Origin of the sequence: Streptomyces sp. HUAS YS2, assembly GCF_033343995.1 — a bacterium.
GTDB lineage: Bacteria > Actinomycetota > Actinomycetes > Streptomycetales > Streptomycetaceae > Streptomyces > Streptomyces solicathayae.
Map to the genome: position 1 here is coordinate 7,596,833 of NZ_CP137573.1, position 20,185 is coordinate 7,617,017.

Genomic DNA, 20,185 nt, shown 5'->3' on the forward strand with positions numbered 1-20,185 from the left:
AGGGGACATTGATGGCAGGTCAGATCCTTCCGCACGACGTGCACGGCACCGGACCGGTCCGGGTGATCGTGCTCCACAACTGGTTCGGGGACCGGTCCAGTTTCGACGCGTTGCGCGGGCATCTCGACGGGGACGCGTTCAGCTACGCGTTCCTCGACTGCCGCGGCTACGGCGAGGCGATCGACCACGACGGCGCGTACACGATGGAGGAGGTCGCCGAGGACGCCCTCGCCGTCGCCGACCACCTCGGCTGGGACGCCTTCTCCGTGCTCGGCCACTCGATGGGCGGGAAGGCGGCGCAGTGGATGATGCTGGAGGCCCCCGGCCGCGTCCGGTCGATCGTCGGCGTCTCGCCGGTGCCCGCCGCCGGGTTCCCGCTCGACGACGCCACCTGGGAGCTGTTCGCCGGGGCCGCCGAGGAACCCGGCAACCGCCGCGCCATCATCGACAACACCACCGGCGGGCGGCACGGCGACGAGTGGCTCGACGTCATGGTGGACCGCTCCGTCGGCCGCTCGAACAAGGCCGCGTTCCGCGCGTACCTCGACTCCTGGTCCCGCACCGACTTCCACGAGCGGGTCAAGGACAACCCCACCCCGGTGCTGCTCGTGGCCGGAGCCCACGACCCCGCGCTCGGCGCCGCCACCATGGAGGCCACCTGGCTCCAGTGGTACCCGAACGCCCGCCTCGAAGTCATCGACGGCGCGGGGCACTACCCGCCCGAGGAGACCCCGGCCGAGCTGGCGACCGCCGTCGAACGCTTCCTCGGCGACTGACGCGCTCCGTCGGGACGCCACCGACGCCGGACGTGCTGCTACCCTGCGCTCTCAGTCCATCACCTTGTGTCATTGCCGGGAGCACCCTTGAAGGTCGCCTGCGTCGGCGGCGGTCCCGCCGGCCTGTACTTCTCGATCCTGATGAAGCTGCAGGACCCGTCCCACGACATCACCGTGTACGAACGGAACCCCGTCGGCTCGACGTACGGATGGGGGGTGACGTACTGGGCGGGCCTGCTCGACCGGCTCGGCGCGCACGACCCCGAGTCGGCCCGCGCCGTCGCCGAGAGCTCGGTCCGCTGGAGCGACGGCATCGCGCACGTGAACGGCGCGTCCACGACCCACCACGGCGACGAGGGCTTCGGCATCGGCCGGCACCGCTTCCTGGACATCCTCACCGAGCGCGCCCGCTCCCTCGGCGTCCGCGTCGAGTTCGAGCACGAGATCGGCGCGGACGACGTCCCCGACGCCGATCTCGTGGTGGCCGCCGACGGCGTCAACAGCCGGCTGCGCGAGCGGCACGCCGACCGCTTCGGCGCCCGGATCGACGTCGGCCGCAACGTCTACACCTGGCTCGGCACGACCAGGGTCTTCGACGCCTTCACCTTCTCCTTCGTCGAGACCGAGCACGGCTGGATCTGGTGCTACGCCTACGGGTTCAGCGGCGACCACAGCACCTGCGTCGTCGAGTGCGCCCCCGACACCTGGCGCGGACTCGGCCTCGACGACATGAACGAGGCCGACGGACTCGGCGCCCTGGAGAAGCTGTTCGCCGACGTCCTCGACGGCCATCCGCTGATCGGCCGCGCCCAGGCCGACGACGCCGTGCAGTGGCTCAACTTCCGCACCCTGACCAACGAGACCTGGTACCACGGGAACGTCGTCCTGCTCGGCGACGCGGCGCACACCACGCACTACTCGATCGGCGCAGGCACCACGCTCGCCCTGGAGGACGCCGTCGCACTGGCCGAGGCGCTCCGGGACGTGCCCGACCTGCCGTCCGCGCTCGCCCGGTACGAACGCGAACGGCGCTCCGCACTGTTGTCCGTGCAGAGCGCCGCGCGCCACAGCGCCCAGTGGTACGAGAACCTGCCGCGCTACATCGGCCTGGCGCCGGACCGGATGTTCGCGCTCCTCGGCCAGCGGCACTCCCCGCTGCTGCCGTACGTCCCGCCGCAGCTCTACTACCGGATCGACCGGGCCGCCGAACGCCTGGACGCGCTGCGTCGGTTGAAGCGCTGGCTCGGCCCCCGCGTCGCCCGCACCCTGCACGCGCGGCGCTGACGCCGGGGGCCGGCGGTCGGAGGCCGACGGCGCAGGGTCAGGGTGCGATCGGCAGCTGACGCTTGTGCTCGGTGAGGCGGTAGCGGCGCACGATCGACGCGAACGCCGCCTCGCCGACCGGCTTGCCCTCCAGGAAGTCGTCGATGTCGTCGTACGTGACCCCGAGCGCGTCCTCGTCCGGCTTGCCCGGGTCCAGCGTCTCCAGGTCGGCCGTCGGCGTCTTCCACACCAGCTCGGCGGGCGCGCCGAGCGCGTCCGCGACGGCGCGCACCCGGCGCTTGGTCAGCCCGGTCAGCGGCACCACGTCGGCCGCGCCGTCGCCGAACTTCGTGAAGAAGCCGGACACCGCCTCGGCGGCATGGTCCGTGCCGACGACCAGACCGTCGTGGGCGCCGGCCACCGCGTACTGCGCGATCATGCGCTGCCGGGCCTTGATGTTGCCCTGCACGAAGTCCTGGTGGTGGGCGTCCCGGAAGGTCAGCCCGCCGGCGACCGCGGCGTCCAGCGCCGCGTCGGAGGCCGGCTTCACGTCCACCGTCATGACCTGGTCGGCGGCGATGAAGGCCAGCGCGAGCTGCGCGTCCTTCTCGTCCGCCTGCACGCCGTAGGGCAGCCGCATCGCGTAGAAGGTGGCGTCGTGCCCCGCGGTACGGGCCCGCTCCACGGCGAGCTGGCAGAGCCGGCCCGTGGTGGTGGAGTCGACGCCGCCGCTGATGCCGAGCACCAGCGAGCGCAGGCCCGTGGACGTCAGCCGCTCGGCCAGGAACGCGACCCGGCGCTCGATCTCGGCGGTCGCGTCGAAGGTGTCGGCCACCTGGAGTTCCTGGGCGATCTCCTGCTGCAGGACGGTGGGCGCCGGCTCGGTCACGGGTGCTCCTCGTGTGGGGTCGTGAGTGGTGCGGATCCGACTCTATGCGGACCCCAGCCCGGCCCGCCCACTGCGGACGACGGGCATGTGACACGGTTCACAAGCGCTGCCGGTACCGTGGCGCCATGGTGGGGATCCGGGAGATGACGGAGAGCGACGCGGACGCGGTCGCCGGGGTGCGGGTGGACGGATGGCGCAGCGCGTACGCGGGGATCGTCCCGCGAACGTGGCTGGACCGGATGACGGTGGCGGAGGACGCGCTTCGGCAGCGGACCCGGCTCGCGGAGCCCGGGCGCGCGGCGACGGACCTGGTCGCCACGGACCCGGACGGCGCGGTCGTCGGCTGGACGTGCTTCGGCCCGGTGGGCGCCGCCGGGGCGCCCGGCCCGGACTGGGCGGAGCTGTACACCCTGTACGTCCGCCCGGACCTGATCGGCCACGGCGTCGGCCGCGCCCTCCTCGACGAGGCCCACACCCGCGCCGGTGCCGCGGGCTTCGCCGGCATGCTCCTGTGGGTCCTCGCCGACAACCACCGGGCCCGCCGCTTCTACGACCGCGCGGGCTACGCGCCGGACGGGGCGGTGCAGAACGACACGTACGACGACGTGGTCCTGGACGAGCTGCGCTACCGCCGGACCCTGGCCCGGTGATCACCCGCGGGCTACTGTGAGACGGACGGAGGGGCCCTGCGGGGCTCCAGGTCCGAAGGGGGGATCGGCCATGACTGCAGTTCTTGTTCTGTTCGGGGTCCTTGGGGCGTTCGCGGCGCTGTTGATCGTGACGCTGCTGCGGCGCGGGAGCGGCCGTACGGAGAACGCCGACGGCCTGCTCATCGAGCAGGACCGCCGGCTTCAGGCGCACAGCGACCGCACGTCGTACAACGCGTTCGCCGCCCACAACTCCGTTCCGACGATGAGCGACAGCCAGCGCTACCGCCGCTAGTCGGCGCGCTCCGGGAGCAGTTCGGCGATCAGCCGGACTGCTTCCGGCACCTCCACGTGGTCGTCCGGCGTGGCACCGAAGTGGCCCCCGGTCGGGGTGACCACGGCGGTCGCGCCCAGGCCGTCTTAGCCGACCTCGTGGGCGGAGGCCGCCACCAGCAGCACGCCCGCAACCCCTAGAGCAGCCGGCCGGTCTGCGAGGCGGTGGGGGCGAGTTGGCCGGTGGCGGTCAGGGCGAGGCGGGAGAACAGGGTTCCGGAGAAGCCGAAGAGCAGGGCGAGAGCGAGGGCGATGGGCCGCGTCGGCGCTTCCCAGGAGTTCTCCAGGAAGACGTTGCCGAGGAGCGTGAGTTCCGGATCGGCGAGCATGCGCACCAGGAGCAGACCGCCTATGGCGGCGAGCGCCCCGCCGACCGGTGCGAGCACCAGAATGCCCCAGGAGGCCGGGCGTTGGGAGCGCAGCACGCTGATCGTCGGGGACATGAAGCCGCCCAGGGCCCCGAGCAACATCGTGGGCCGATGGTCGAGCGTCGCGCCGATCAGGAAGACGGCGCCGAGGCCGGTCGCCGCGAGCCACAGAGCGGTGCGCTGCTGCTCGTACTCCCGCTCCGCCTCCGCGTCCTCCCGGTCGTGGAGGTACTCGGTGGCGGCGCCGGCGAGCGCGGTCGCCGCGGCGGGCGTGGCCGGCCGCGTCTCGAGCTCGGCGGCGATCTCCGCCGCGAGTTCCGCGTCGCCCGGCTGCCCGGAGGACGCGAGCCGCAGCCGTAGGGACCGCAGCAGGGCGGCGTTCTCCTCGGGCGACTGCAGGCGCAGGAGGCGGCTCTCGCAGTTGTGCAACACGCGCCAGGCGGCGGCCAGTTTGGACAGCGGGATGGTGATGACCCAGTGCGTGACGGGCAGCCGCCAGACGACCAGGCTGGTGTGCTCCAGGTCGTCGAGCCGTTCGGTGACCGCCGTGATGGCCGCGGCCCGTTCGGGGTCGTCGTCCGCGGCGGCCGCGAGGACCGTCGCCTGCGCCCTGACGTCCCCCGTACGCCCCTGTAACTGGCGGTACTGCGGGGCGGCGATGAGCCCCCTGCTGGTGATGAAGACGATGCCCAGGTACGAGAGGCACACCAGTGCCAGCGCCCAGCGACCGTCCCCCGTCAACGCCTCCCACATACCGCGCCCCCTGTCGGCACTCCCCGCGGCGCACCGGTGTCCGCCGGTTCCGGCTGCGTTCATCGTGCCGCAGGGAGCGTCGGTCCGGGAGTGGCCCGTACCGCGGGGTCAGGCGAGGAGCTGCTCGCGGAGCCGGGCGATCACCTCGGGGTCGATGCCCAGGTGGTCGTGGACGTAGCCCTCGACCGAGCCGTACGTCGTGGTCAGATCGGCCAGGAAGAGGCGGATGACGGCCTCCGGGGCGCGGCCGTAGGAGGGCCAGCGGAGGGTGCGGGTGGGGTGGGCGGCCCGCCAGTCGGCCACCAGACGGTCCGTCGCCAGCTCGGTGAGCGCGAAGTCCGCGGCGACGGTGTCCTCGTCGACGCCGAGGAGGTGCAGGACGAGTGCGGCGAGGAGGCCCGTGCGGTCCTTGCCCGAGGCGCAGTGGAAGACCTGCGGGCCGTCGCCGTCGGCGATCAGCTCCAGGGCCTGCCGCAGCTCGGCCGCGCCGTCGAGGGCGACCTCGGCGTACCGGTCGGCGAGGTGGCGCCAGGGGTCGAGGTCGGGGTCGATCTCCGCCTGGTCGTACGGGCGGTGCTCGATGCTGAGGTTCGCGTACGCGAGTCCCGACGCCTCCGGGACCCGTCCCTTCGCCTCGATCTCCCACGGGTACCGAAGGTCGATCACCGTGCGGACGTCCAACTCCAGGAACCGGTCCCAGTCCTCGCCCACCAGCTTCCCCAACGAGTCCGACCGGTAAAGCCGGCCCCACCGGACGGTGCGGCCGTCGGCGGTCGGATAACCGCCCAGGTCACGGAAGTTGTGCAGGTTCTCGAAGGAGATGTGTCGTCGCATCAGCTCACCCTAGAGCTCGTACGGGCCGTACAGCGCGGCGGGGGCGCCGGTGGACATCGCCCAGTAGCGGTCACCGTACGACCAGTGCCACCACTCGGTGGGGTAGTTGACCAGCCCCGCGGCGCCGAGGGCCGCGCCCAGGATCGCGCGGTTCGCGCGGGCCTCCTCGGTGATGTTCTCGGCGCCGGTGTAGCACGCCCCGTCGCTCTCCTCCGGGTCCGCGTTCACCCGGGTGCCGAGGTCGAGTTCGCGGCCTTCCGCGTCGGCGAGCGTCAGGTCGACCGCGGCGCCGGCGCTGTGCGGCGCGATCTCGGGCGGGGAGACGTAGCGGCTCGCCATGGTGTGCACCTGCTCGTCCGACCAGTCCGGCCGGCCCGCCCGGAGCTGGGCGCCGTACTCCTCGAAGTACCTCCGCTGGAGCGAGGGCGGACGGTACCCCTCGACGAACAGCAGCCGCAGCCCGCCCGGCAGCGCGTCCTGCGCGTCGCGGAGCCGGCGCAGGACGCCCTCCCGCAGCAGCGAGAAGGCGTCGGCGGGGTCCTGTTTGCGCAGGTCGACGAGGAGCAAGCCGTCCTGCCGGACGTCGACCAGCGGCTCGCCGCACTCCTTCACCGGAAGCCCGGCCACCCGCGGATCGGACATGAGGATGATCTCGTTCATCGGGTCATCATCGCTCATCGGCCCTCCCTGGTTAGGGTGCCCCCATGGCTCTCTCCGGCGCGTTGACGGCTCTCGTGGCGGAGCCGGGTTTCTGGCCCGTCCATCTCTTCGAGGACGAGGACGAGGACGAGGACGAGGACGAGGACGGAGGCGACGACGACGGGGACGTCGAGGCCTCGGCGCGCGGATCCCTCGGGTGCGGAGGCGGATACGAGCTCGTGCTCGACGTCGATCTCGGCGCCGAGTCCGTGGAGCTCGGGCTGTCCGTACCCGGCGCCGCCGAGCCCGTGGAGCTCGGCTGGGACGACCGGGCCCACTTCCACCCGCACGTCATGCGCTGGACCGAACTCGACCTCTTGGCACGGGCGTTCGCGCTGCACGACCCGGAAACGCGCCACCCCGGCCCGGTCCTCGCGTTGCTCGCCCGCTTCGTCGTCCTGGACGAGAGCGACGCACTCGACGTCGTCGTCCCGTACCTGGACGCCGCCTTCGGGCTGGTACGGCCGCGCAAGGGACGCGGGGTGCGGCCGGAGACCCGCGACTGGTTCGAGGCGCACGACCCGCGCGGGACCGGTCTCGCGTGGATCCCGGGCCCCGACGGCGTGCCGGCCCTGGCCGAGCAGGGGGAGAGCGGCACGGCCGCGCCGTACACCCTGCGCGCCCCGGAATCCACGGCCTTCCCCTTCGCCGCCTGGTCCGCCCTCCTGGCCGAGGCCGAGGAGCACGTCGCCGCCGCCGTCCGGCACCCCGCGCTGTCCGACCCCGCCGTCCGCGAGGCCCTCCAGCGCGCCGCGTCCCGACGCGGGCACAGCGCCCTCGGGCCCTTGGCCGAGGCGCTGCGCGCGGCCGGCTACGCGCAGCCCGTCCTCCTGCGCGCCCTCACCGAGCCCGCGAGCCGTGCGGAGGCGTGCTGGGCCGTGGAGACCCTCGCCGGACTTCCGTACGGCACCGTGGCGAAGCGCTGGTTCGGCCGGAGCCCGCTGACCGAGGCGCGCTCCTGGGACCTCGCGCTCCGCATTACCACCCCGGACCCCGTCGTCGACCTCGCCGAGGCGCTCGACGGCGCGCTCAGGAAGGCGGGCCTGGGACGCACCGAGATCGCCGGCGGCGGCAGCGACCACACGGTCCTCGACGTCCTCGTCCGTGACGACCTCGACCGTGCCGCCGTGCTCGTTGCCGAGGCGCTCGACGAGCACGGGCTGACCGCCGCGGCCCATTTGCACCATGCCTCAGCACCCCACGAACCGGTCCCTCTCCCGTCTCCTTGACCTGGAGCGCACTCGAAGTCGTACGCTCCCGGCATGCCCGAGCTCCAGCGCCTGCGCGCCGACCACGCCCCCGCCCTGCTCGCCTTCGAGGAGGAGAACCGGGCGTACTTCGCGCGCTCCGTACCCGACCGTGGCGACGCGTACTTCGCGGAGTTCGGGGCTCAGCACCAGGCGCGGCTCGACGAGCAGGCCACGGGCCGGATCCACTTCCACGTGCTCGTCGCCGAGGACGGCGAGGTCCTCGGGCGCGTCAACCTCGTCGACGTCGAGGACGGTGCCGCGGAACTCGGCTACCGCATCGCCGAGAAGGCGAGCGGTCACGGCCTGGCCACCGCCGCCGTTCGCGAACTGGCCGAGCTGGCCCGGACCGCGTACGGGCTGGCCCTGCTCCGCGCGGAGACCACCCTCGACAACCCCGGCTCGCGCGCCGTTCTGAGCCGCGTCGGCTTCGTGCCCGTCGCCGACATCGTCCTCGACGGCCGCCCGGGCACGTCCTACACGCTTGCCCTCACCGAGCCGCCCGCCCCGCACGCGGCAGCCTGATCCGCCGCGCGTTCCGCGCTGCCGTACCCTGGCCCGATGGCCAAGAACGACGACGGGCGGATGGGTGTCGCCACCGCGCTGGTGCGGTCCTCGTTCCTCGTGAACGCGGTGTACGGAGAGTCGGCCCGGGAGTTCGGGCTGACCGCGCAGCAGGGGCAGCTCCTCTGCGTGCTGATGGCGCAGCCGTACGGGATGGGCGAGCTGGGCGCGATGCTGGGGCTCGCGAAGTCCAGCCTGACGGGGCTCGTCGACCGCAGCGCCCGCCGCGGGCTGATCCGGCGCGAGGCGGACCCGGTGGACGGCCGGGCGGTCCGGGTCGCGCTCACCGAGGAGGGCGCCGGTCTCGCGGAGGAGTTCTACACGGAGACCTGCCGGCGCATCGAGCAGTTGCCCGCGGGTCTCGGCGACGCCGAGCGCGACACGCTGGTGGGCCTTTTGGGCCGGGTCGTCGAGGACAACGACGTGCCCGCGGTCTTCGCCGACCCGGACGACGGGCCGTCCGGCACGCCCCACTGATGTTCCTTCTGCAAACAATGCGACGGACATCCGATTGGACAAAGAGTTGACCTTGCCACGACGATGATCCGCGCAATGGCGGCCGCCACGGTCCTCACCGCTTGCAGGCGCACCTTCGCGCCCGGGCCGTCACGTCCCCACAATCCGACGGAGGGTCATTCGCCGTGAGCTTTGGCGACCCGAACAACCCGTACAACCAGCAGCAGCCGCAGGGTCAGCCCGGCTACGGCTACCCGGCGCAGCAGCCGCCGCAGGGGCAGCAGGGGTACGGCCACCCGCAGCAGGCCCCGCAGGGCGTGCCGCCGCAGTACGGCTACCCGCAGCAGGGCCAGCCCCAGCAGCCCTACGGCGCTTACCCGCCGGCGCCCGGCATGCCCGGTGCGCCCGGCGGCGGCATGCCGGAGCTGGCCCACTGGGGCCAGCGCGTCGGCGCCCACCTGCTGGACATGCTGATCATCATCGGCCCGATGTACGCCCTGGGCTTCATCAACCTCGCCATGAGCGACAACGGCGAGCCCGGCGCCATCTTCTTCATCGGCGTGGTGTACGCGATCGGCATGGGCTTCTTCCAGCTGTACAGGGAGGGCTCCACCGGTCAGACGATCGGCAAGAAGGTCCTCGGCATCAGCCTGCACCGCGAGGCCGACGGCCGTGTCCTGGGCTTCGGGTTCGCCCTGGTCCGCAAGATCGCGCACATCCTCGACGGCATGGCCTGCTACATCGGCTGGCTGTGGCCGCTGTGGGACGAGAAGAACCAGACCTTCGCCGACAAGGTGTGCAGCACCGTCGTCGTCAAGGCGAACCGCGGCTGACGCACGCGTACCGCGCGACCGGCCGTCATCGACGAGGCCGGGGCCTCGCCCGCTCACCGCGGGAGGCCCCGGCCTCGTCGTGCACCCGCCGCTCCGTAGAGTGGCCGTATGCCGCCGACCGTCCTGTACTGCGCCGACCCTCTCCACGACCGCCGGGCCGACGGCCACTTCGCGGCCGAGGCCCGCGAAGTCCGCGCACAGGGCGGCACGCGCGCCCTCGTCGACCACGACGCGCTGCTGCGCGGCGACGCGCAGCGGGCCGTCGCCCACGTGCCCGAGGGCTCCGGGCCGTGCTGGTACCGCGGCTGGATGATCCCCGTCGACCGCTACCGCGACCTCGCCCGTGAGCTGGCGAGGCGGGGAGCCCCGCTGATCGTCACGCCGGACCGGTATCGCGCCGCCCATGAACTGCCGGGCTGGTACCGGGAGTTCGCCGAGCTGACCCCGGCCGGCGCGTGGACCGAAGAGGGTGCACTTGGTGTCGACGTGGCCGCCCTCGCGCGCCGCCTCCCGCCCGGACCGGGCATCGTGAAGGACTATGTCAAGTCGCGCAAGCACGAGTGGGACGAGGCCTGTTACGTACCCGACCTGCACGACCCGGCGGAACTCGCGCGGGTCGTCGGGAGGTTCACCGAGCTCCAGGGCGAGTGGCTCGCCGGCGGGATCGTGCTGCGCGCCTTCGAGTTGTACGAGAAGCCCGTCTCCGCCGCCACCGAACTGCGGGTCTGGTGGCTGGACGGAGCGCCCCGGCTGGTCACCGCCCACCCGGACGGCCCCGCCGCGCACGACCCGGACCCGGTGCCCGCTCCCGAACTCGCCCGGATCGCCGACGCCGTGGCCCGGCTCGGCTGCCGCTTCGTCACCACCGATCTGGCGCGGCGCACCGACGGCGTGTGGCGGGTGGTGGAGGTCGGCGACGGCCAGGTCAGCGACGCCCACCCGGCGACCGACCCCGGCCTCCTGCCGAGCCTGCTCCTCGGCGCCCGGCCGTAGACTGGCCCGTGAGGAGTGTTTCGGTGGAAGAGGGAACGATGAGCGGTGCCGACACGGAGGGCGTGGTGCTGTACTGGCGGCCGCTGTGCACGTTCTGCATCAGGCTCCGCTTCCGTCTGCTCTTCAGCCGGCTGCGGCTGAGGCGCGTGAACATCTGGCGGGACCCGGACGCTGCCGCGTTCGTCCGCTCGGTCGCCGGTGGGTTCGAGACCGTGCCGACGGTGACCGTCGCCGGGCGGCCGCTGGTGAACCCGTCGATGCGGCAACTGCGCGAGGCCGTCGAGCAGTACGCGCCCCAGGCTCTGCGCCGCCGCTGACTATGCGCCGGGGCCACCCCTGCCCGCGTCCGTGAACGCGTCCGCGAGTGCGGCGGCTTCGGCGTAGCCCGGCAGGCCCTCCGTGGCCGGGGGCGTCCCCGCCGCGACGGACCGGGCCGTGGAGACGGCGGCGTGCAGCGCCGAACGGAACAGCAGCGAACCGGTGCTGACGCGGCGCACGCCGAGCCGAGCGAGCTCCGGCACGGCGGGGCCGGCGGGGGAGTACAGGACGTTCAACGGGACCTGGAGGGTCGAGACGAGCGCGGAGATCACGGTCGGCTCCTGCAGGGCGGGCACGAACACGCCGTCGGCACCGGCCTCCTGGTACGCCAGGACACGGGCCTCGGTCTCCTCGGTGCCGCCCGGGCCCGCGAGCCAGTACGTGTCCGTCCGCGCGTTGAGGAAGAGCGCGGGGGCTGTCGCCTTCACCGCGCGGATCACCGCGCACTGATGGTCCAGCTCGGTGAGCGAGCCGTCCGGGCGCCCGTCCTCCAGGTTGACTCCGACCACGCCGAGCGCCGCGAGTTCGGCGGCCAGCGCGCCGACCTCGGCCGGGTCGTGGGCGAACCCGCCCTCGATGTCCACGCTGACGAACGCGTCGAGCCGGCTCAGGCCACGGGCCAGGGCCAGTGTCTCCGCGCGGGTGTCGCCCGTCGCGTCCGGCTTCCCGGCCGCCGCCGCGACGCCGAGACTGGTCGTGCCGACGGCCCGGAAGCCGGCCGCGACCAGCGCGGCCGCGGACGCGTGGTCCCAGGCGTTGGGCAGGACCAGCGGCGCGCCGGACCGGTGCAGGGCACGGAACTCGTCGAAACGGGCTGCGGCGTTCGTGTCGTTCATGCGGTGCGTCCTTCTGCGGTGGAGGTGGCATCGAGGGCTCCGCAGGCGAGGGCGAGCGCCTGCGCGGAGCCGGGACAGGGGCGCGGGCCGTGCCCGAAGGGCAGCGGATCCAGGCCGGGTGCGGAGGCCGTGAGATCCAGCAGCAGCGTGGTTCCGCGGGCGGCCGGGCAGCCGCCGACCACCGCGTCCGCGAGCGCCTCGCGCCGCGTCGCGCGGACGGGCGGCTCGCGATGCAGGGTCTCGGCGACCAGCGCGTCCACGAGCGTCCGGCCGTCCCGCGCGGACGCTGCGGCGCGGACGAGGCCCGCCGTCGCGTCGCACGCCTGCACCAGCAGGCAGATCAGCAGCGCGGCCCGCTCCGGATCGGCGGCCGGGAGCAGACCGAGCAGCGTGGCCACGCTGCCGTCGGCCGCCGCCACCGCCGCCTCCGACGCGCCGGGCTGATAGGCGGCCGCGACCCGACGGGTCGCGGCCACGGCGGTGGCGAGGTCCGGCTCCGGAACGCCCAGCGCGGCGGCCAGGACCGCGACCGGTACGTACGGGACGTCGTCGGCCGGGGTCCGGGCGGCCCGTCGCCGGGCCGCCTCCCGTAGCCGCTGCGGGGCCAGCGCCGGCGAGGCCAGCAGCGCCTCGGCCGCCGCGCGCCGGCGGGCGTGCACGGGGCCGTTGCTGAACCGGGGCACGGCCTGCCGCAACCACCGCAGCGTACCCGGCGGCGCGTCGCCGACCGCGGCGTCCGGCACGGCGAAGCGGGGGTCGGCGAGCACGGCGCGCACGTCGGCGGCGGCGTCGACGCGGAGCGTCGTGGGGGAGGAGGTCATGCCGACGACGGTAGGCCCGAGATCGTTCGGCGAGCGCCGAAACGTCGCCGCGGGCCGGTACGCACCGGGAGTCGGCACTCAAGTACGGACCCGGCAAAGCCGACATTCCTCCAGTAATGGGAATTAACTCTCATGGAGGTCTCGTGTCCACGACGACGGACGCCCTCGACCGCGAAGCGGCCGCCCTGTACGACTCCGCCGCCTGGCAGGAACTCGTCGCCCACTGGGACCTCACCGCGCCCGCCCCCCTTCCCCGCACGCCGACGCCTCCCGCGCCCACTCGGGCTCCCTCCGACTGGCGCGCCCTGCTCTCCGTCCCCGTGGACCGACTCGTCGCCACGGCCCTCGACTCGCTCCCGCCCGAGCCGCCCGCCGAACGGCCGCTGCCGGGGCGGCTCGGCGCGATCTTGCCGGACCGCCTGCACGCCTGGCGCCGCATCGGCCAGGCCGACCTGCGGCCCTCCACGCACCTCGGCTACGCCCGTCGGGTCCTGGTCGAATGGGGCTGGCAGAACCGGCCGTACAAACTCCGCGACACGCGCGGCGCCCGCTGCGTCTGCGGCGCCCTGCTCACCGCGCACCGGCTCGGTTACGGCAGCGCCGACACGATGAACCGGGCCGCCGCCTGGATCGTCACCGAACTGCGCGCCCAGGGCTGGACGGGCCTCATCGGGCCCTGGAACAGGGCCCAGGGACGTACCGCCGCCGAAGCCCTGGCCCTCGTCGACGCCACGATCCGCCGGGCGGCGCACGCGGGCCAATAGGCACATCCGGTCAGGCGCGTCCCGCGGCCTTCTGGGTCCTGCGGGACAGCGAGTCGACCACCACGGCGGCCAGCAGGACCGATCCCGTGATCATGAACTGGACGGCATTGCTGACGCCCATGATGTTCATGCCCGACTGGATCGAGCCGATCACCAGCGCGCCCAGCAGGGCCGACCAGACCGTGCCGCGCCCGCCGAACAGGCTCGTACCGCCGATGACGGCCGCCGCGATCACGTTCATCAGCAGGTTTCCGCCGCCGGAGGTCTGGCTCGCGGACTGGATCTGCCCGGCCAGGAAGATTCCGCCGACCGCCGCCATGGTCCCCGCGATGGAGAACACGGTCATCCGGACGAACGGCACGCTGATGCCCGCGCGGCGTGCCCCCTCGATGTTGCCGCCCACCGCGAAGATCCGCCGGCCGTAGGTGGTGCGCCGCAGGACGAAGTCCAGGACCACCAGCACGATCAGGAAGATCAGCAGGGCCAGCGGCAGGCCCTGGTACTGGTTGAGGATGTAGGCGGTGGCGAAGGCGATCGCGCCGATGACGACCGTACGCAGCACGATCTCCGCGATCGGCCGGGACGGCACCCTGGCCGCCTGACGGCGCCGGGCGTCCAGGAGCGAGGCCGCCAGGAACAGACCCGTTCCGACCGCCGCGGTCACATAGGCGGCGGCAGGGCTGTGGTAGATCGTCGAGTAGAGCTTGGAGACGATGCTCTCGCTGGGGATGTTCACCGTCCCGCTGCTGCCGAGCACCTGCAGCATCAGCCCGTTCCAGGCGAGGTTTCCGGCCAGCGTCACCACGAAGGCCGGCACACCGACCTTCGCGAAGAAGAAGCCCTGGATGAGGCCGACGACCGCACCGCCGCCGATCGCGATCAGCAGCGCCAGCCACTCGTTCATGCCGTTCAGGACGTTGAGCACGGCGAAGATCGCGGCGCACAGACCGCTCACCGAACCGACCGACAGGTCGATCTCGCCGAGCAGCAGCACGAAGACGATACCGATGGCGATCATGCCGGTGCCGACGATCTGCTGGCTGAGGTCAGACAGGTTCTGCGCCGAGAGGAACGTGCTGTTCAGGCTGCCGAACACGGTCCAGATGATGATCACCGCGAGCACCACCGGGAGGGACCCGAGCTCGCCGCTGCGCAGCTTGCGGCGGAACTCCCCGAGGTACCCCTTGATGCCCTCCTCGCGCACGATCAGGCGGGTGTCGACGGCGGGCACCGCGCCCGGCGCCGGTTCCTGGACCTCGTCCTCGGGGGTGCCGGAGGCGTCGGAGCGGCCTCGGTCGTGGCTCATCGCTCCTCCTCCCGCTTACGGGCCTGGCGACGCGTCACGGCGCTGTCGGTGGCCCCGGTGATGGCGGAGATGATCTCCTCGGTGGTGGTGGCCCGTTTGTCGAAGAAGCCGTTGTTCCGGCCGAGCCGCATGACGGCGATCCGGTCGGCGACCGCCATCACGTCCACCATGTTGTGGCTGATCAGAATCGTGCCCAGGCCCTGGTCGCGGAGCCGTTCCACCAGGTCGAGGACCTCGGCGGTCTGCTCCACGCCCAAAGCGGCGGTCGGCTCGTCGAGGATGACGACCTTCGGCGCGCCGATCAGCGAGCGGGCGATCGCCACCGTCTGCCGCTGACCGCCGGAGAGCGAGGCGACGGGGATGCGGACGCTGGGGATACGGATGGACAGGGTGTCCAGCAGCTCCCGGGCCCGCTGGTCCATGCGGACCTCGTCCAGGATCCCGAAGCGGCGCAGCTCACGGCCGAGGAACAGGTTGCCGACCACATCGAGGTTGTCGCACAGGGCGAGGTCCTGGTAGACGGTCGCGATGCCCAGGTTCTGGGCGTCGTGCGGCCGGTCGATGGAGACCGGACGTCCCTGCCACTCGATCACGCCCTCGTCGGGCGGGTTCACCCCGGCGATCGCCTTGACGGCAGTGGATTTGCCGGCGCCGTTGTCACCGACGAGCGCCACGACCTCGCCGGTGTGGACCTCGAGATCGAAGTCCTTCAGCGCCTGGACGGCGCCGAACCGCTTGGAGATCCCCCGCAGTTCGAGCACAGGTGATTCCGGCAAAGGAACCGCCTCCTCCGCTCGCCCGCTCAAGCGGGCCGCTCCGCCCCACCGGGATAGAACGCCTGGCGGCTACTCGAGACCGGCCTCCTTGCAGGCCGCCTCATAGGCCGGCGTGCAGATCTCGTCGACCGTGTACAGCCCGTCCTTCACGACCGTGTCCTTGATGTTGTCCTTGTCGACGACCCGCGGAACGAGCAGCGTGGCCGGGACCTTGTCGCCGCTGCCGCTCGTCACCGTGACGGGGGTCAGGTCGGCGGGGAGCTTCTTGCCCTCGGCGAGGTCGACCGCCATCGTGGCGGCGATGTCCGCCTCGGGCTTGTACGGCTTCTCGACCGTGATCGTCTGGGTGCCGAGCAGGATGCGCTGGATCGCGTCGAGCTGGGCGTCCTGGCCGGTCAGCGGCACGCTCATGCCGGCTGCCTTGAGCGCGGTGGAGATGCCCGCGGCCAGTCCGTCATTGGCCGAGTACACACCGACGATGTTGTCCTTGCCCAGGGCGCTGATGGCGCCGGACATCTGCTGGTTGGCGTTGTTCGGGTCCCAGTTCGGCGTGTCGTACTCCTTGCCGATCTTCACCTTGCCGTCCAGGACCGAGTGCGCGCCGGCCTTGAACTCCGCCGCGTTCGGGTCGGTCGGCGACCCGTTGTGCATCACGATCTGACCGCTGTCGGCCTTGTCGCCGAGCGCGTCGAGGAGTGCCTTGCCCTGCAGCTCGCCCACCTTGTGGTTGTCGTACGAGACGTACGCGTCGACGGGGCCCTGCGCGAGGCGGTCGTACGCAACGACCTTCACGCCCGCGTCGTTGGCCTTCTCCACGGAGGACTGGATCGACTTGGCGTCCACGGCATCCAGGATGAGGACCTGGTCGCCCTTGGCGAGTGCCGTGTTCACCTGCTGTTGCTGGGTCGTGGCGCTCTCGGCCGCGTTGTAGTAGTCGATCTGCGCGTCGGGCGCCAGCTCCTTGATCTTGTCCTCGATGTAGGGCCGGTCGAACTCCTCGTACCGGGTCGTCTTGCTCTCCGGGAGCAGCAGACCGATCCGGATGTCACCCTGTGCCGAGTTCCCCGCGCTCGACTGGGCCGCACCGACCGTCGCCACCGCGCCGAGGGAGAGTGCCGTGGCTCCGGCCAGGGCGATCGCGCCTCGCAATATGCGGGTCATGGGAGGCTCCTTCCGTACGTCCTCCCCCTTCGCCTCGTGAGCGTGGGAACCGAGGATGCACATGTGGCCTATATATCGACCCTAGCGGCAACCCGGAGACCGGCAAGCGGGTGACGCGGCACCCGGGCGCGTGGGCCCGCCGCCGAGCTGCCCGTCCGTGACGGACCGCTCGACAGCAGGTCACCGGCGCCCTCCTGCTACCAGATGGCCTCGACCCACTCCGGGTGGTCGATGAACGGATTGCGGTTGTGCTGGTACGTGCCGTAGATGAGGTCGTTGCGACGCTCCTCGAAGGCGCTCGGCGGGTCCTGCTCGTTCCACTGCTTCAGGACCGAGAGACGGCCGTGGAAGGGGATGCTGCCGTTGGTGGACGACTCGTTCGGCTCCAGGTCGGCCCAGGCGTCGTCGCCCTCGTAGCGGACGGCCATGTACAGGATCATCCGGGCCACGTCGCCCTTGTCCGCGTCGCGGGGCTCGAAGGAGTTGCTGTCCGTGTAGCTGCCGGGCGCGCCGCTGACCGCGCTGCCGCCGAAGTCCCAGTCCTTGTTGCCCCGGGTGCTGTTGACCTGGACGTCGCACGCGCGCAGGTGGTGCAGGTCGGTGCCGGGGCCGGCGGAGGTGCCGAAGTTCCCGTGCGACTGGGCCCACACGTGCTCACGGTTCCAGTCGCCCACGTCGCCCCCGTTGAGACTCTTGCTCCGCGAGATCCCGCTGTAGAGCAGGATGACGTTGGCGCTGTTGTTCGGGTCCTGGTCGGTGACCTTCAGCGCGTTCCAGACCGCGTCGTACGAGATCCGGCTCTGGCTGCCGATGATCGTGTGCAGCGAGGACTTCAGCGCCGGACCGGTCTTGCCGATCGCGTTCTTGTAGTACGTGCTGTCGTACGCGGTGGTCGTGGCGCTCGCGGGGGTCGCGACGACCGTCGGGAGCGTCACGGCGACGAGGGCGGCGGAGACGGTGGCCGCCCACGCCTTCCAACGGCGTATCTGAGCAACGGACATGGGGGGTGCCCCTTTCCCGGGGTGGCGGGCGAGGACCGCGGCACGGGGCTCGACCGTGCCGTGATCTACGCGTGTTGACTACCTGCAGTCGGGAGAGTCGCACGGCCGAGGGGCCGGGCGTGTAACCGGGGAAAGGATTTTCTGTGACGGTCTCGGGTACGCGCGCCCCCGCGCGGTCACCGGGGGCGCCACCGGGCGGACGAGGGAGGCGGGTTCCGCCGCCGTACGCGGAAGGGCCCGGGGTGACACGGCTGTTGCCGTACGCGTCACCCCGGGCCCCGGTCCTGCGTTCGATGCCGGACGATCGCTGTCGGGTCGTCAGACGGCCGGAGGCACGCGGGACGGGCGGCCGCGACCGCGCGTCAGCGTGTATCCGGCGATACCGGCGAGCGCGCCGAGCAGCCCGCCCGCCGCGGTCCAGATCCAGCGGTCCGACCACCAGCCGGCCGACCAGCCGGAGGCCAGTGCCCGCTCCTCCTCGCGGGCCGCCGCCTTGGCCGGCCCCAGCGGGGCGGCCAGCGCGCCGTCCACCGCGTACGCGCCGCCCGCGTCGGCGGAGACCGCCTCGACCTGCGCCGAGATCGGCTGGCCGAGGTCCTGCTCGGGCAGGGAAGTGACGGTCAGCCGGACGTAGTAGCTGCCCGGCAGCGGCTCGTTCGCCCAGGTGTCGGCCCAGGCACGGACCGGACGCAGGGTGCACGAGAGGTCCACGGAGGCCGTGTCCTTGGCCGCTGTCCGCTTCTGCATGCCGTACGTGCAGGGCTGGCGGCGGCGCAGCCCGTCGTAGACGTCGACCTGCCAGGTCGACGATCCGCTGCGGGCGGCGGACTCGGGCAGCTTCACCGTGGCCTTGACCGTGGTCCGCTGGCCCGCGTCCGCGGGGAACACCCAGTACAGGTAGTCACCGGTGGACGCGTCGGCGGTGGCCCGCTGCCCCTGCTCGAACGCGGCGGCGGTCCGGAACGTGGTGCCCGCCTCCGTGGGCCCGGCGGCCTGGGCGCTCGCGCTCGGGTCGGCCGACGGGGTCGGGGTGTCGGCCAGGGCCGCCGGGGCGGCCGCGGCCAGGAGGCCGGCGCCGCTGAGGAGGGCGGCCGTCAGCAGCCGTACGGTACGCATCAGTTCGTCCTCCAGACGGCGATCCGCCAGCGTGAGATCCAGCCCCACACCAGGCCGGCCAGCAGACCGGCGAGCGCGAGCAGGCCGAGCAGCCACCAGCCGCGGCCGAGCCCGAACGAGGCCACGTCGGACGCCTCGTCGGGCGCGTCGACCAGGTCGACGGTCAGCTCGACCGGCATGCCGGGCGCCCTCTTCACGCTCGGCGGCGCGGCGAAGGAGTTCGAGACCTCCAGACAGACCGTCTCGGCCGCCGCCTCGGCCTCCGCGGCCTCCGCGTCGTCCTCGTCCGGATCGAAGTCGATGCCGTCCTGCGGGGCCTTGGGATAGCGCAGGCCCGTCGAGATCGCGTCGGTGCGACCGTGACCGGCCTCGGAGCCACGGACGATCTCCCGGCCGTGCACGGTCACGGCACGCAGCATGACGCCGTAGTCGTTGTTGACGGCGCGGTCGGCGGACACTGTCACCGAGGCGCGCAGCTCCTGACCGGGCAGCACGTCGACCCGGTACCAGCGGTGCTGGCCGAAGGACGCGCGGTCGCTGAACAGGCCCGCCTTGAGCTGCGGCGCGCCGGCGCACTGGCGGCCGCCCTCGGTGGCCACCGGAGTGACGACCGGGTCGGCCGCCCGGTCGACCAACTGCCGGACACGGCCGGACAGTTCGTCGGTGTGCTCGACCGTGGTGTACGTGCCGCCGGTCGCCTCGGCGATGCAGGTCAGCTGCTGCCGGGTCTTCGCGTCGGGCACGAGGCCGAGCGTGTCGATGACGAGATGGATGCCCTTGGCGGCGATGTCGCGGGCGACCTCGCACGGGTCGAGCGGGGCGCAGGTGTCCTCGCCGTCGGTGATGAGCACGATCCGGCGGGTCGCGTCACCGCCTTCGAGGTCCTCGGCCGCACCCAGCAGCGCGGGGCCGATCGGCGTCCAGCCGGTGGGCGCGAGCGTCGCGACGGCCGTCTTGGCCTCGGTCCGGTCCAGCGGACCGACCGGGTACAGCTGCCGGGTGTCCTTGCAGCCGCGCTTGCGGTCGTTGCCCGGGTAGTCGGCGCCGAGCGTGCGGATGCCGAGCTGGACCTCGTCCGGCACCGCGTCAAGGACCTCGTTGAACGCCTGCTTCGCCGCCGCCATCCGCGACTGCCCGTCGATGTCGCGGGCCCGCATGGACCCGCTCACGTCGAGCACCAACTCCACCTTGGGGGCTTCCTTCGCGGTCGGCTCTCCGGCCACCGCACCGACCGGGACCAGCCCGGCGCCCAGGGCGGCGAGCAGGATGCACACCCTGGCCGCCCACCGTCTTTTCGTGATCATCGCCGGATCGTATTGATGTTCGTCGGACAATCCAAAACGGGGGTGAGACGGGCGACGCTCGGTGGCGCGAACGGCACCGAGAGACACCCGGGGGAAGGGGCGTCCGTGGGTGATTGACTCTCCCGTA

General features: G+C 72.5%; 23 protein-coding genes. 11 read left to right on the forward strand and 12 right to left on the reverse strand.

The window, feature by feature from the left end; translation table 11 throughout:
• Positions 1 to 11: 11 nt before the first annotated feature.
• Positions 12 to 776 carry an alpha/beta fold hydrolase gene (locus R2D22_RS34670; protein WP_318109193.1) on the forward strand — a complete coding sequence of 255 codons (765 nt, stop codon included), beginning with the start codon at positions 12 to 14 and terminating at the stop codon, positions 774 to 776.
• 87 nt (positions 777 to 863) lie between these two features.
• Positions 864 to 2,060, forward strand: a complete 1,197-nt coding sequence (locus R2D22_RS34675; protein ID WP_318109195.1) for an FAD-dependent monooxygenase — start codon at positions 864 to 866, stop codon at positions 2,058 to 2,060.
• Between the two features lie 37 nt (positions 2,061 to 2,097).
• Here the strand turns inward: R2D22_RS34675 and nadE are convergent, their stop codons facing one another.
• Positions 2,098 to 2,928, reverse strand: coding sequence for an ammonia-dependent NAD(+) synthetase (nadE, locus tag R2D22_RS34680; RefSeq protein ID WP_318109198.1), 831 nt, complete (start codon positions 2,926 to 2,928; stop codon positions 2,098 to 2,100).
• A gap of 125 nt (positions 2,929 to 3,053) precedes the next feature.
• Here nadE and R2D22_RS34685 point away from each other — a divergent pair, with 125 nt between their 5' ends.
• Complete coding sequence (locus R2D22_RS34685) at positions 3,054 to 3,578, forward strand: GNAT family N-acetyltransferase (RefSeq protein WP_318109199.1); 525 nt, start codon at positions 3,054 to 3,056, stop codon at positions 3,576 to 3,578.
• Positions 3,579 to 3,648: 70 nt separating this feature from the next.
• Positions 3,649 to 3,870, forward strand: a complete 222-nt coding sequence (locus R2D22_RS34690) for a hypothetical protein (RefSeq protein WP_318109201.1) — start codon at positions 3,649 to 3,651, stop codon at positions 3,868 to 3,870.
• Positions 3,871 to 4,045: 175 nt separating this feature from the next.
• Here R2D22_RS34690 and R2D22_RS34695 read toward each other — a convergent pair whose 3' ends face one another.
• From R2D22_RS34695 to R2D22_RS34705, 3 genes are all read right to left on the reverse strand, one after another.
• Complete coding sequence (locus R2D22_RS34695) at positions 4,046 to 5,029, reverse strand: hypothetical protein (protein ID WP_318109202.1); 984 nt, start codon at positions 5,027 to 5,029, stop codon at positions 4,046 to 4,048.
• 108 nt (positions 5,030 to 5,137) lie between these two features.
• Positions 5,138 to 5,863, reverse strand: coding sequence for a tyrosine-protein phosphatase (locus tag R2D22_RS34700; RefSeq protein ID WP_318109203.1), 726 nt, complete (start codon positions 5,861 to 5,863; stop codon positions 5,138 to 5,140).
• A gap of 9 nt (positions 5,864 to 5,872) precedes the next feature.
• A complete protein-coding gene (locus R2D22_RS34705) occupies positions 5,873 to 6,523 on the reverse strand; it encodes a M15 family metallopeptidase (protein WP_318110159.1) in 651 nt (216 codons plus the stop codon).
• A 44-nt stretch (positions 6,524 to 6,567) separates the two neighbouring features.
• Between R2D22_RS34705 and R2D22_RS34710 the strand changes: the two genes are divergently transcribed.
• The 6 genes from R2D22_RS34710 to R2D22_RS34735 all read left to right on the forward strand — a co-directional run bounded on the left by R2D22_RS34710 (position 6,568) and on the right by R2D22_RS34735 (position 10,972).
• Complete coding sequence (locus tag R2D22_RS34710) at positions 6,568 to 7,791, forward strand: hypothetical protein (protein ID WP_318109205.1); 1,224 nt, start codon at positions 6,568 to 6,570, stop codon at positions 7,789 to 7,791.
• A gap of 33 nt (positions 7,792 to 7,824) precedes the next feature.
• A complete protein-coding gene (locus R2D22_RS34715; protein ID WP_318109207.1) occupies positions 7,825 to 8,334 on the forward strand; it encodes a GNAT family N-acetyltransferase in 510 nt (169 codons plus the stop codon).
• A 60-nt stretch (positions 8,335 to 8,394) separates the two neighbouring features.
• Positions 8,395 to 8,850, forward strand: a complete 456-nt coding sequence (locus R2D22_RS34720; protein WP_318110161.1) for a MarR family winged helix-turn-helix transcriptional regulator — start codon at positions 8,395 to 8,397, stop codon at positions 8,848 to 8,850.
• Between the two features lie 164 nt (positions 8,851 to 9,014).
• On the forward strand, positions 9,015 to 9,662 hold the full coding sequence (locus tag R2D22_RS34725) for an RDD family protein (RefSeq protein ID WP_318109208.1): 648 nt from the start codon (positions 9,015 to 9,017) through the stop codon (positions 9,660 to 9,662).
• A 108-nt stretch (positions 9,663 to 9,770) separates the two neighbouring features.
• Positions 9,771 to 10,655, forward strand: coding sequence for an ATP-grasp domain-containing protein (locus R2D22_RS34730; protein ID WP_318109210.1), 885 nt, complete (start codon positions 9,771 to 9,773; stop codon positions 10,653 to 10,655).
• Positions 10,656 to 10,693: 38 nt separating this feature from the next.
• The gene (locus tag R2D22_RS34735) at positions 10,694 to 10,972 is read left to right on the forward strand and encodes a glutaredoxin domain-containing protein (protein ID WP_318109212.1); all 279 of its coding nucleotides are present in this window, start codon (positions 10,694 to 10,696) and stop codon (positions 10,970 to 10,972) included.
• Here the strand turns inward: R2D22_RS34735 and R2D22_RS34740 are convergent, their stop codons facing one another.
• Together R2D22_RS34740 and R2D22_RS34745 are read right to left on the reverse strand one after the other, a co-directional pair.
• Positions 10,973 to 11,809, reverse strand: coding sequence for an isocitrate lyase/PEP mutase family protein (locus R2D22_RS34740; RefSeq protein WP_318109214.1), 837 nt, complete (start codon positions 11,807 to 11,809; stop codon positions 10,973 to 10,975).
• Positions 11,806 to 12,630 carry a hypothetical protein gene (locus R2D22_RS34745; protein WP_318109215.1) on the reverse strand — a complete coding sequence of 275 codons (825 nt, stop codon included), beginning with the start codon at positions 12,628 to 12,630 and terminating at the stop codon, positions 11,806 to 11,808. Before R2D22_RS34745 ends, R2D22_RS34740 begins: the two co-directional genes overlap by 4 nt.
• Before the next feature lie 143 nt (positions 12,631 to 12,773).
• Between R2D22_RS34745 and R2D22_RS34750 the strand changes: the two genes are divergently transcribed.
• The gene (locus R2D22_RS34750; protein WP_411977110.1) at positions 12,774 to 13,394 is read left to right on the forward strand and encodes a DUF6197 family protein; all 621 of its coding nucleotides are present in this window, start codon (positions 12,774 to 12,776) and stop codon (positions 13,392 to 13,394) included.
• 10 nt (positions 13,395 to 13,404) lie between these two features.
• Here the strand turns inward: R2D22_RS34750 and R2D22_RS34755 are convergent, their stop codons facing one another.
• The 6 genes from R2D22_RS34755 to R2D22_RS34780 form a co-directional block, all read right to left on the reverse strand.
• A complete protein-coding gene (locus tag R2D22_RS34755) occupies positions 13,405 to 14,700 on the reverse strand; it encodes a sugar ABC transporter permease (RefSeq protein WP_318109217.1) in 1,296 nt (431 codons plus the stop codon).
• Complete coding sequence (locus R2D22_RS34760) at positions 14,697 to 15,476, reverse strand: ATP-binding cassette domain-containing protein (protein ID WP_318109219.1); 780 nt, start codon at positions 15,474 to 15,476, stop codon at positions 14,697 to 14,699. Before R2D22_RS34760 ends, R2D22_RS34755 begins: the two co-directional genes overlap by 4 nt.
• A 69-nt stretch (positions 15,477 to 15,545) precedes the next feature.
• The gene (locus R2D22_RS34765; protein ID WP_318109220.1) at positions 15,546 to 16,637 is read right to left on the reverse strand and encodes a substrate-binding domain-containing protein; all 1,092 of its coding nucleotides are present in this window, start codon (positions 16,635 to 16,637) and stop codon (positions 15,546 to 15,548) included.
• A 197-nt stretch (positions 16,638 to 16,834) separates the two neighbouring features.
• The gene (locus tag R2D22_RS34770) at positions 16,835 to 17,638 is read right to left on the reverse strand and encodes an endonuclease I family protein (protein ID WP_318109221.1); all 804 of its coding nucleotides are present in this window, start codon (positions 17,636 to 17,638) and stop codon (positions 16,835 to 16,837) included.
• Between the two features lie 318 nt (positions 17,639 to 17,956).
• Positions 17,957 to 18,754: a hypothetical protein gene (locus tag R2D22_RS34775; protein WP_318109222.1), complete on the reverse strand. Its 798-nt coding sequence runs from the start codon at positions 18,752 to 18,754 to the stop codon at positions 17,957 to 17,959.
• Positions 18,754 to 20,058, reverse strand: coding sequence for a VWA domain-containing protein (locus R2D22_RS34780; protein WP_318109224.1), 1,305 nt, complete (start codon positions 20,056 to 20,058; stop codon positions 18,754 to 18,756). The genes R2D22_RS34775 and R2D22_RS34780 overlap by 1 nt, the downstream gene beginning before the upstream one ends.
• Positions 20,059 to 20,185 lie beyond the last annotated feature (127 nt).

What these genes read in the sequence shown, in the direction of transcription:
- R2D22_RS34690 (WP_318109201.1), top strand. Translation starts at nt 3,649, where the DNA reads ATGACTGCAGTTCTTGTTCTGTTCGGGGTCCTTGGGGCGTTCGCGGCG.
- R2D22_RS34745 (WP_318109215.1), bottom strand. Translation starts at nt 12,630, where the DNA reads ATGACCTCCTCCCCCACGACGCTCCGCGTCGACGCCGCCGCCGACGTG.
- R2D22_RS34715 (WP_318109207.1), top strand. Translation starts at nt 7,825, where the DNA reads ATGCCCGAGCTCCAGCGCCTGCGCGCCGACCACGCCCCCGCCCTGCTC.
- R2D22_RS34780 (WP_318109224.1), bottom strand. Translation starts at nt 20,058, where the DNA reads ATGATCACGAAAAGACGGTGGGCGGCCAGGGTGTGCATCCTGCTCGCC.
- R2D22_RS34765 (WP_318109220.1), bottom strand. Translation starts at nt 16,637, where the DNA reads ATGACCCGCATATTGCGAGGCGCGATCGCCCTGGCCGGAGCCACGGCA.
- R2D22_RS34740 (WP_318109214.1), bottom strand. Translation starts at nt 11,809, where the DNA reads ATGAACGACACGAACGCCGCAGCCCGTTTCGACGAGTTCCGTGCCCTG.
- R2D22_RS34700 (WP_318109203.1), bottom strand. Translation starts at nt 5,863, where the DNA reads ATGCGACGACACATCTCCTTCGAGAACCTGCACAACTTCCGTGACCTG.
- R2D22_RS34730 (WP_318109210.1), top strand. Translation starts at nt 9,771, where the DNA reads ATGCCGCCGACCGTCCTGTACTGCGCCGACCCTCTCCACGACCGCCGG.
- R2D22_RS34685 (WP_318109199.1), top strand. Translation starts at nt 3,054, where the DNA reads ATGGTGGGGATCCGGGAGATGACGGAGAGCGACGCGGACGCGGTCGCC.
- R2D22_RS34770 (WP_318109221.1), bottom strand. Translation starts at nt 17,638, where the DNA reads ATGTCCGTTGCTCAGATACGCCGTTGGAAGGCGTGGGCGGCCACCGTC.
- R2D22_RS34695 (WP_318109202.1), bottom strand. Translation starts at nt 5,029, where the DNA reads ATGTGGGAGGCGTTGACGGGGGACGGTCGCTGGGCGCTGGCACTGGTG.
- R2D22_RS34705 (WP_318110159.1), bottom strand. Translation starts at nt 6,523, where the DNA reads ATGAACGAGATCATCCTCATGTCCGATCCGCGGGTGGCCGGGCTTCCG.
- R2D22_RS34755 (WP_318109217.1), bottom strand. Translation starts at nt 14,700, where the DNA reads ATGAGCCACGACCGAGGCCGCTCCGACGCCTCCGGCACCCCCGAGGAC.
- R2D22_RS34735 (WP_318109212.1), top strand. Translation starts at nt 10,694, where the DNA reads ATGAGCGGTGCCGACACGGAGGGCGTGGTGCTGTACTGGCGGCCGCTG.
- R2D22_RS34670 (WP_318109193.1), top strand. Translation starts at nt 12, where the DNA reads ATGGCAGGTCAGATCCTTCCGCACGACGTGCACGGCACCGGACCGGTC.
- R2D22_RS34775 (WP_318109222.1), bottom strand. Translation starts at nt 18,754, where the DNA reads ATGCGTACCGTACGGCTGCTGACGGCCGCCCTCCTCAGCGGCGCCGGC.
- R2D22_RS34720 (WP_318110161.1), top strand. Translation starts at nt 8,395, where the DNA reads ATGGGTGTCGCCACCGCGCTGGTGCGGTCCTCGTTCCTCGTGAACGCG.
- R2D22_RS34710 (WP_318109205.1), top strand. Translation starts at nt 6,568, where the DNA reads ATGGCTCTCTCCGGCGCGTTGACGGCTCTCGTGGCGGAGCCGGGTTTC.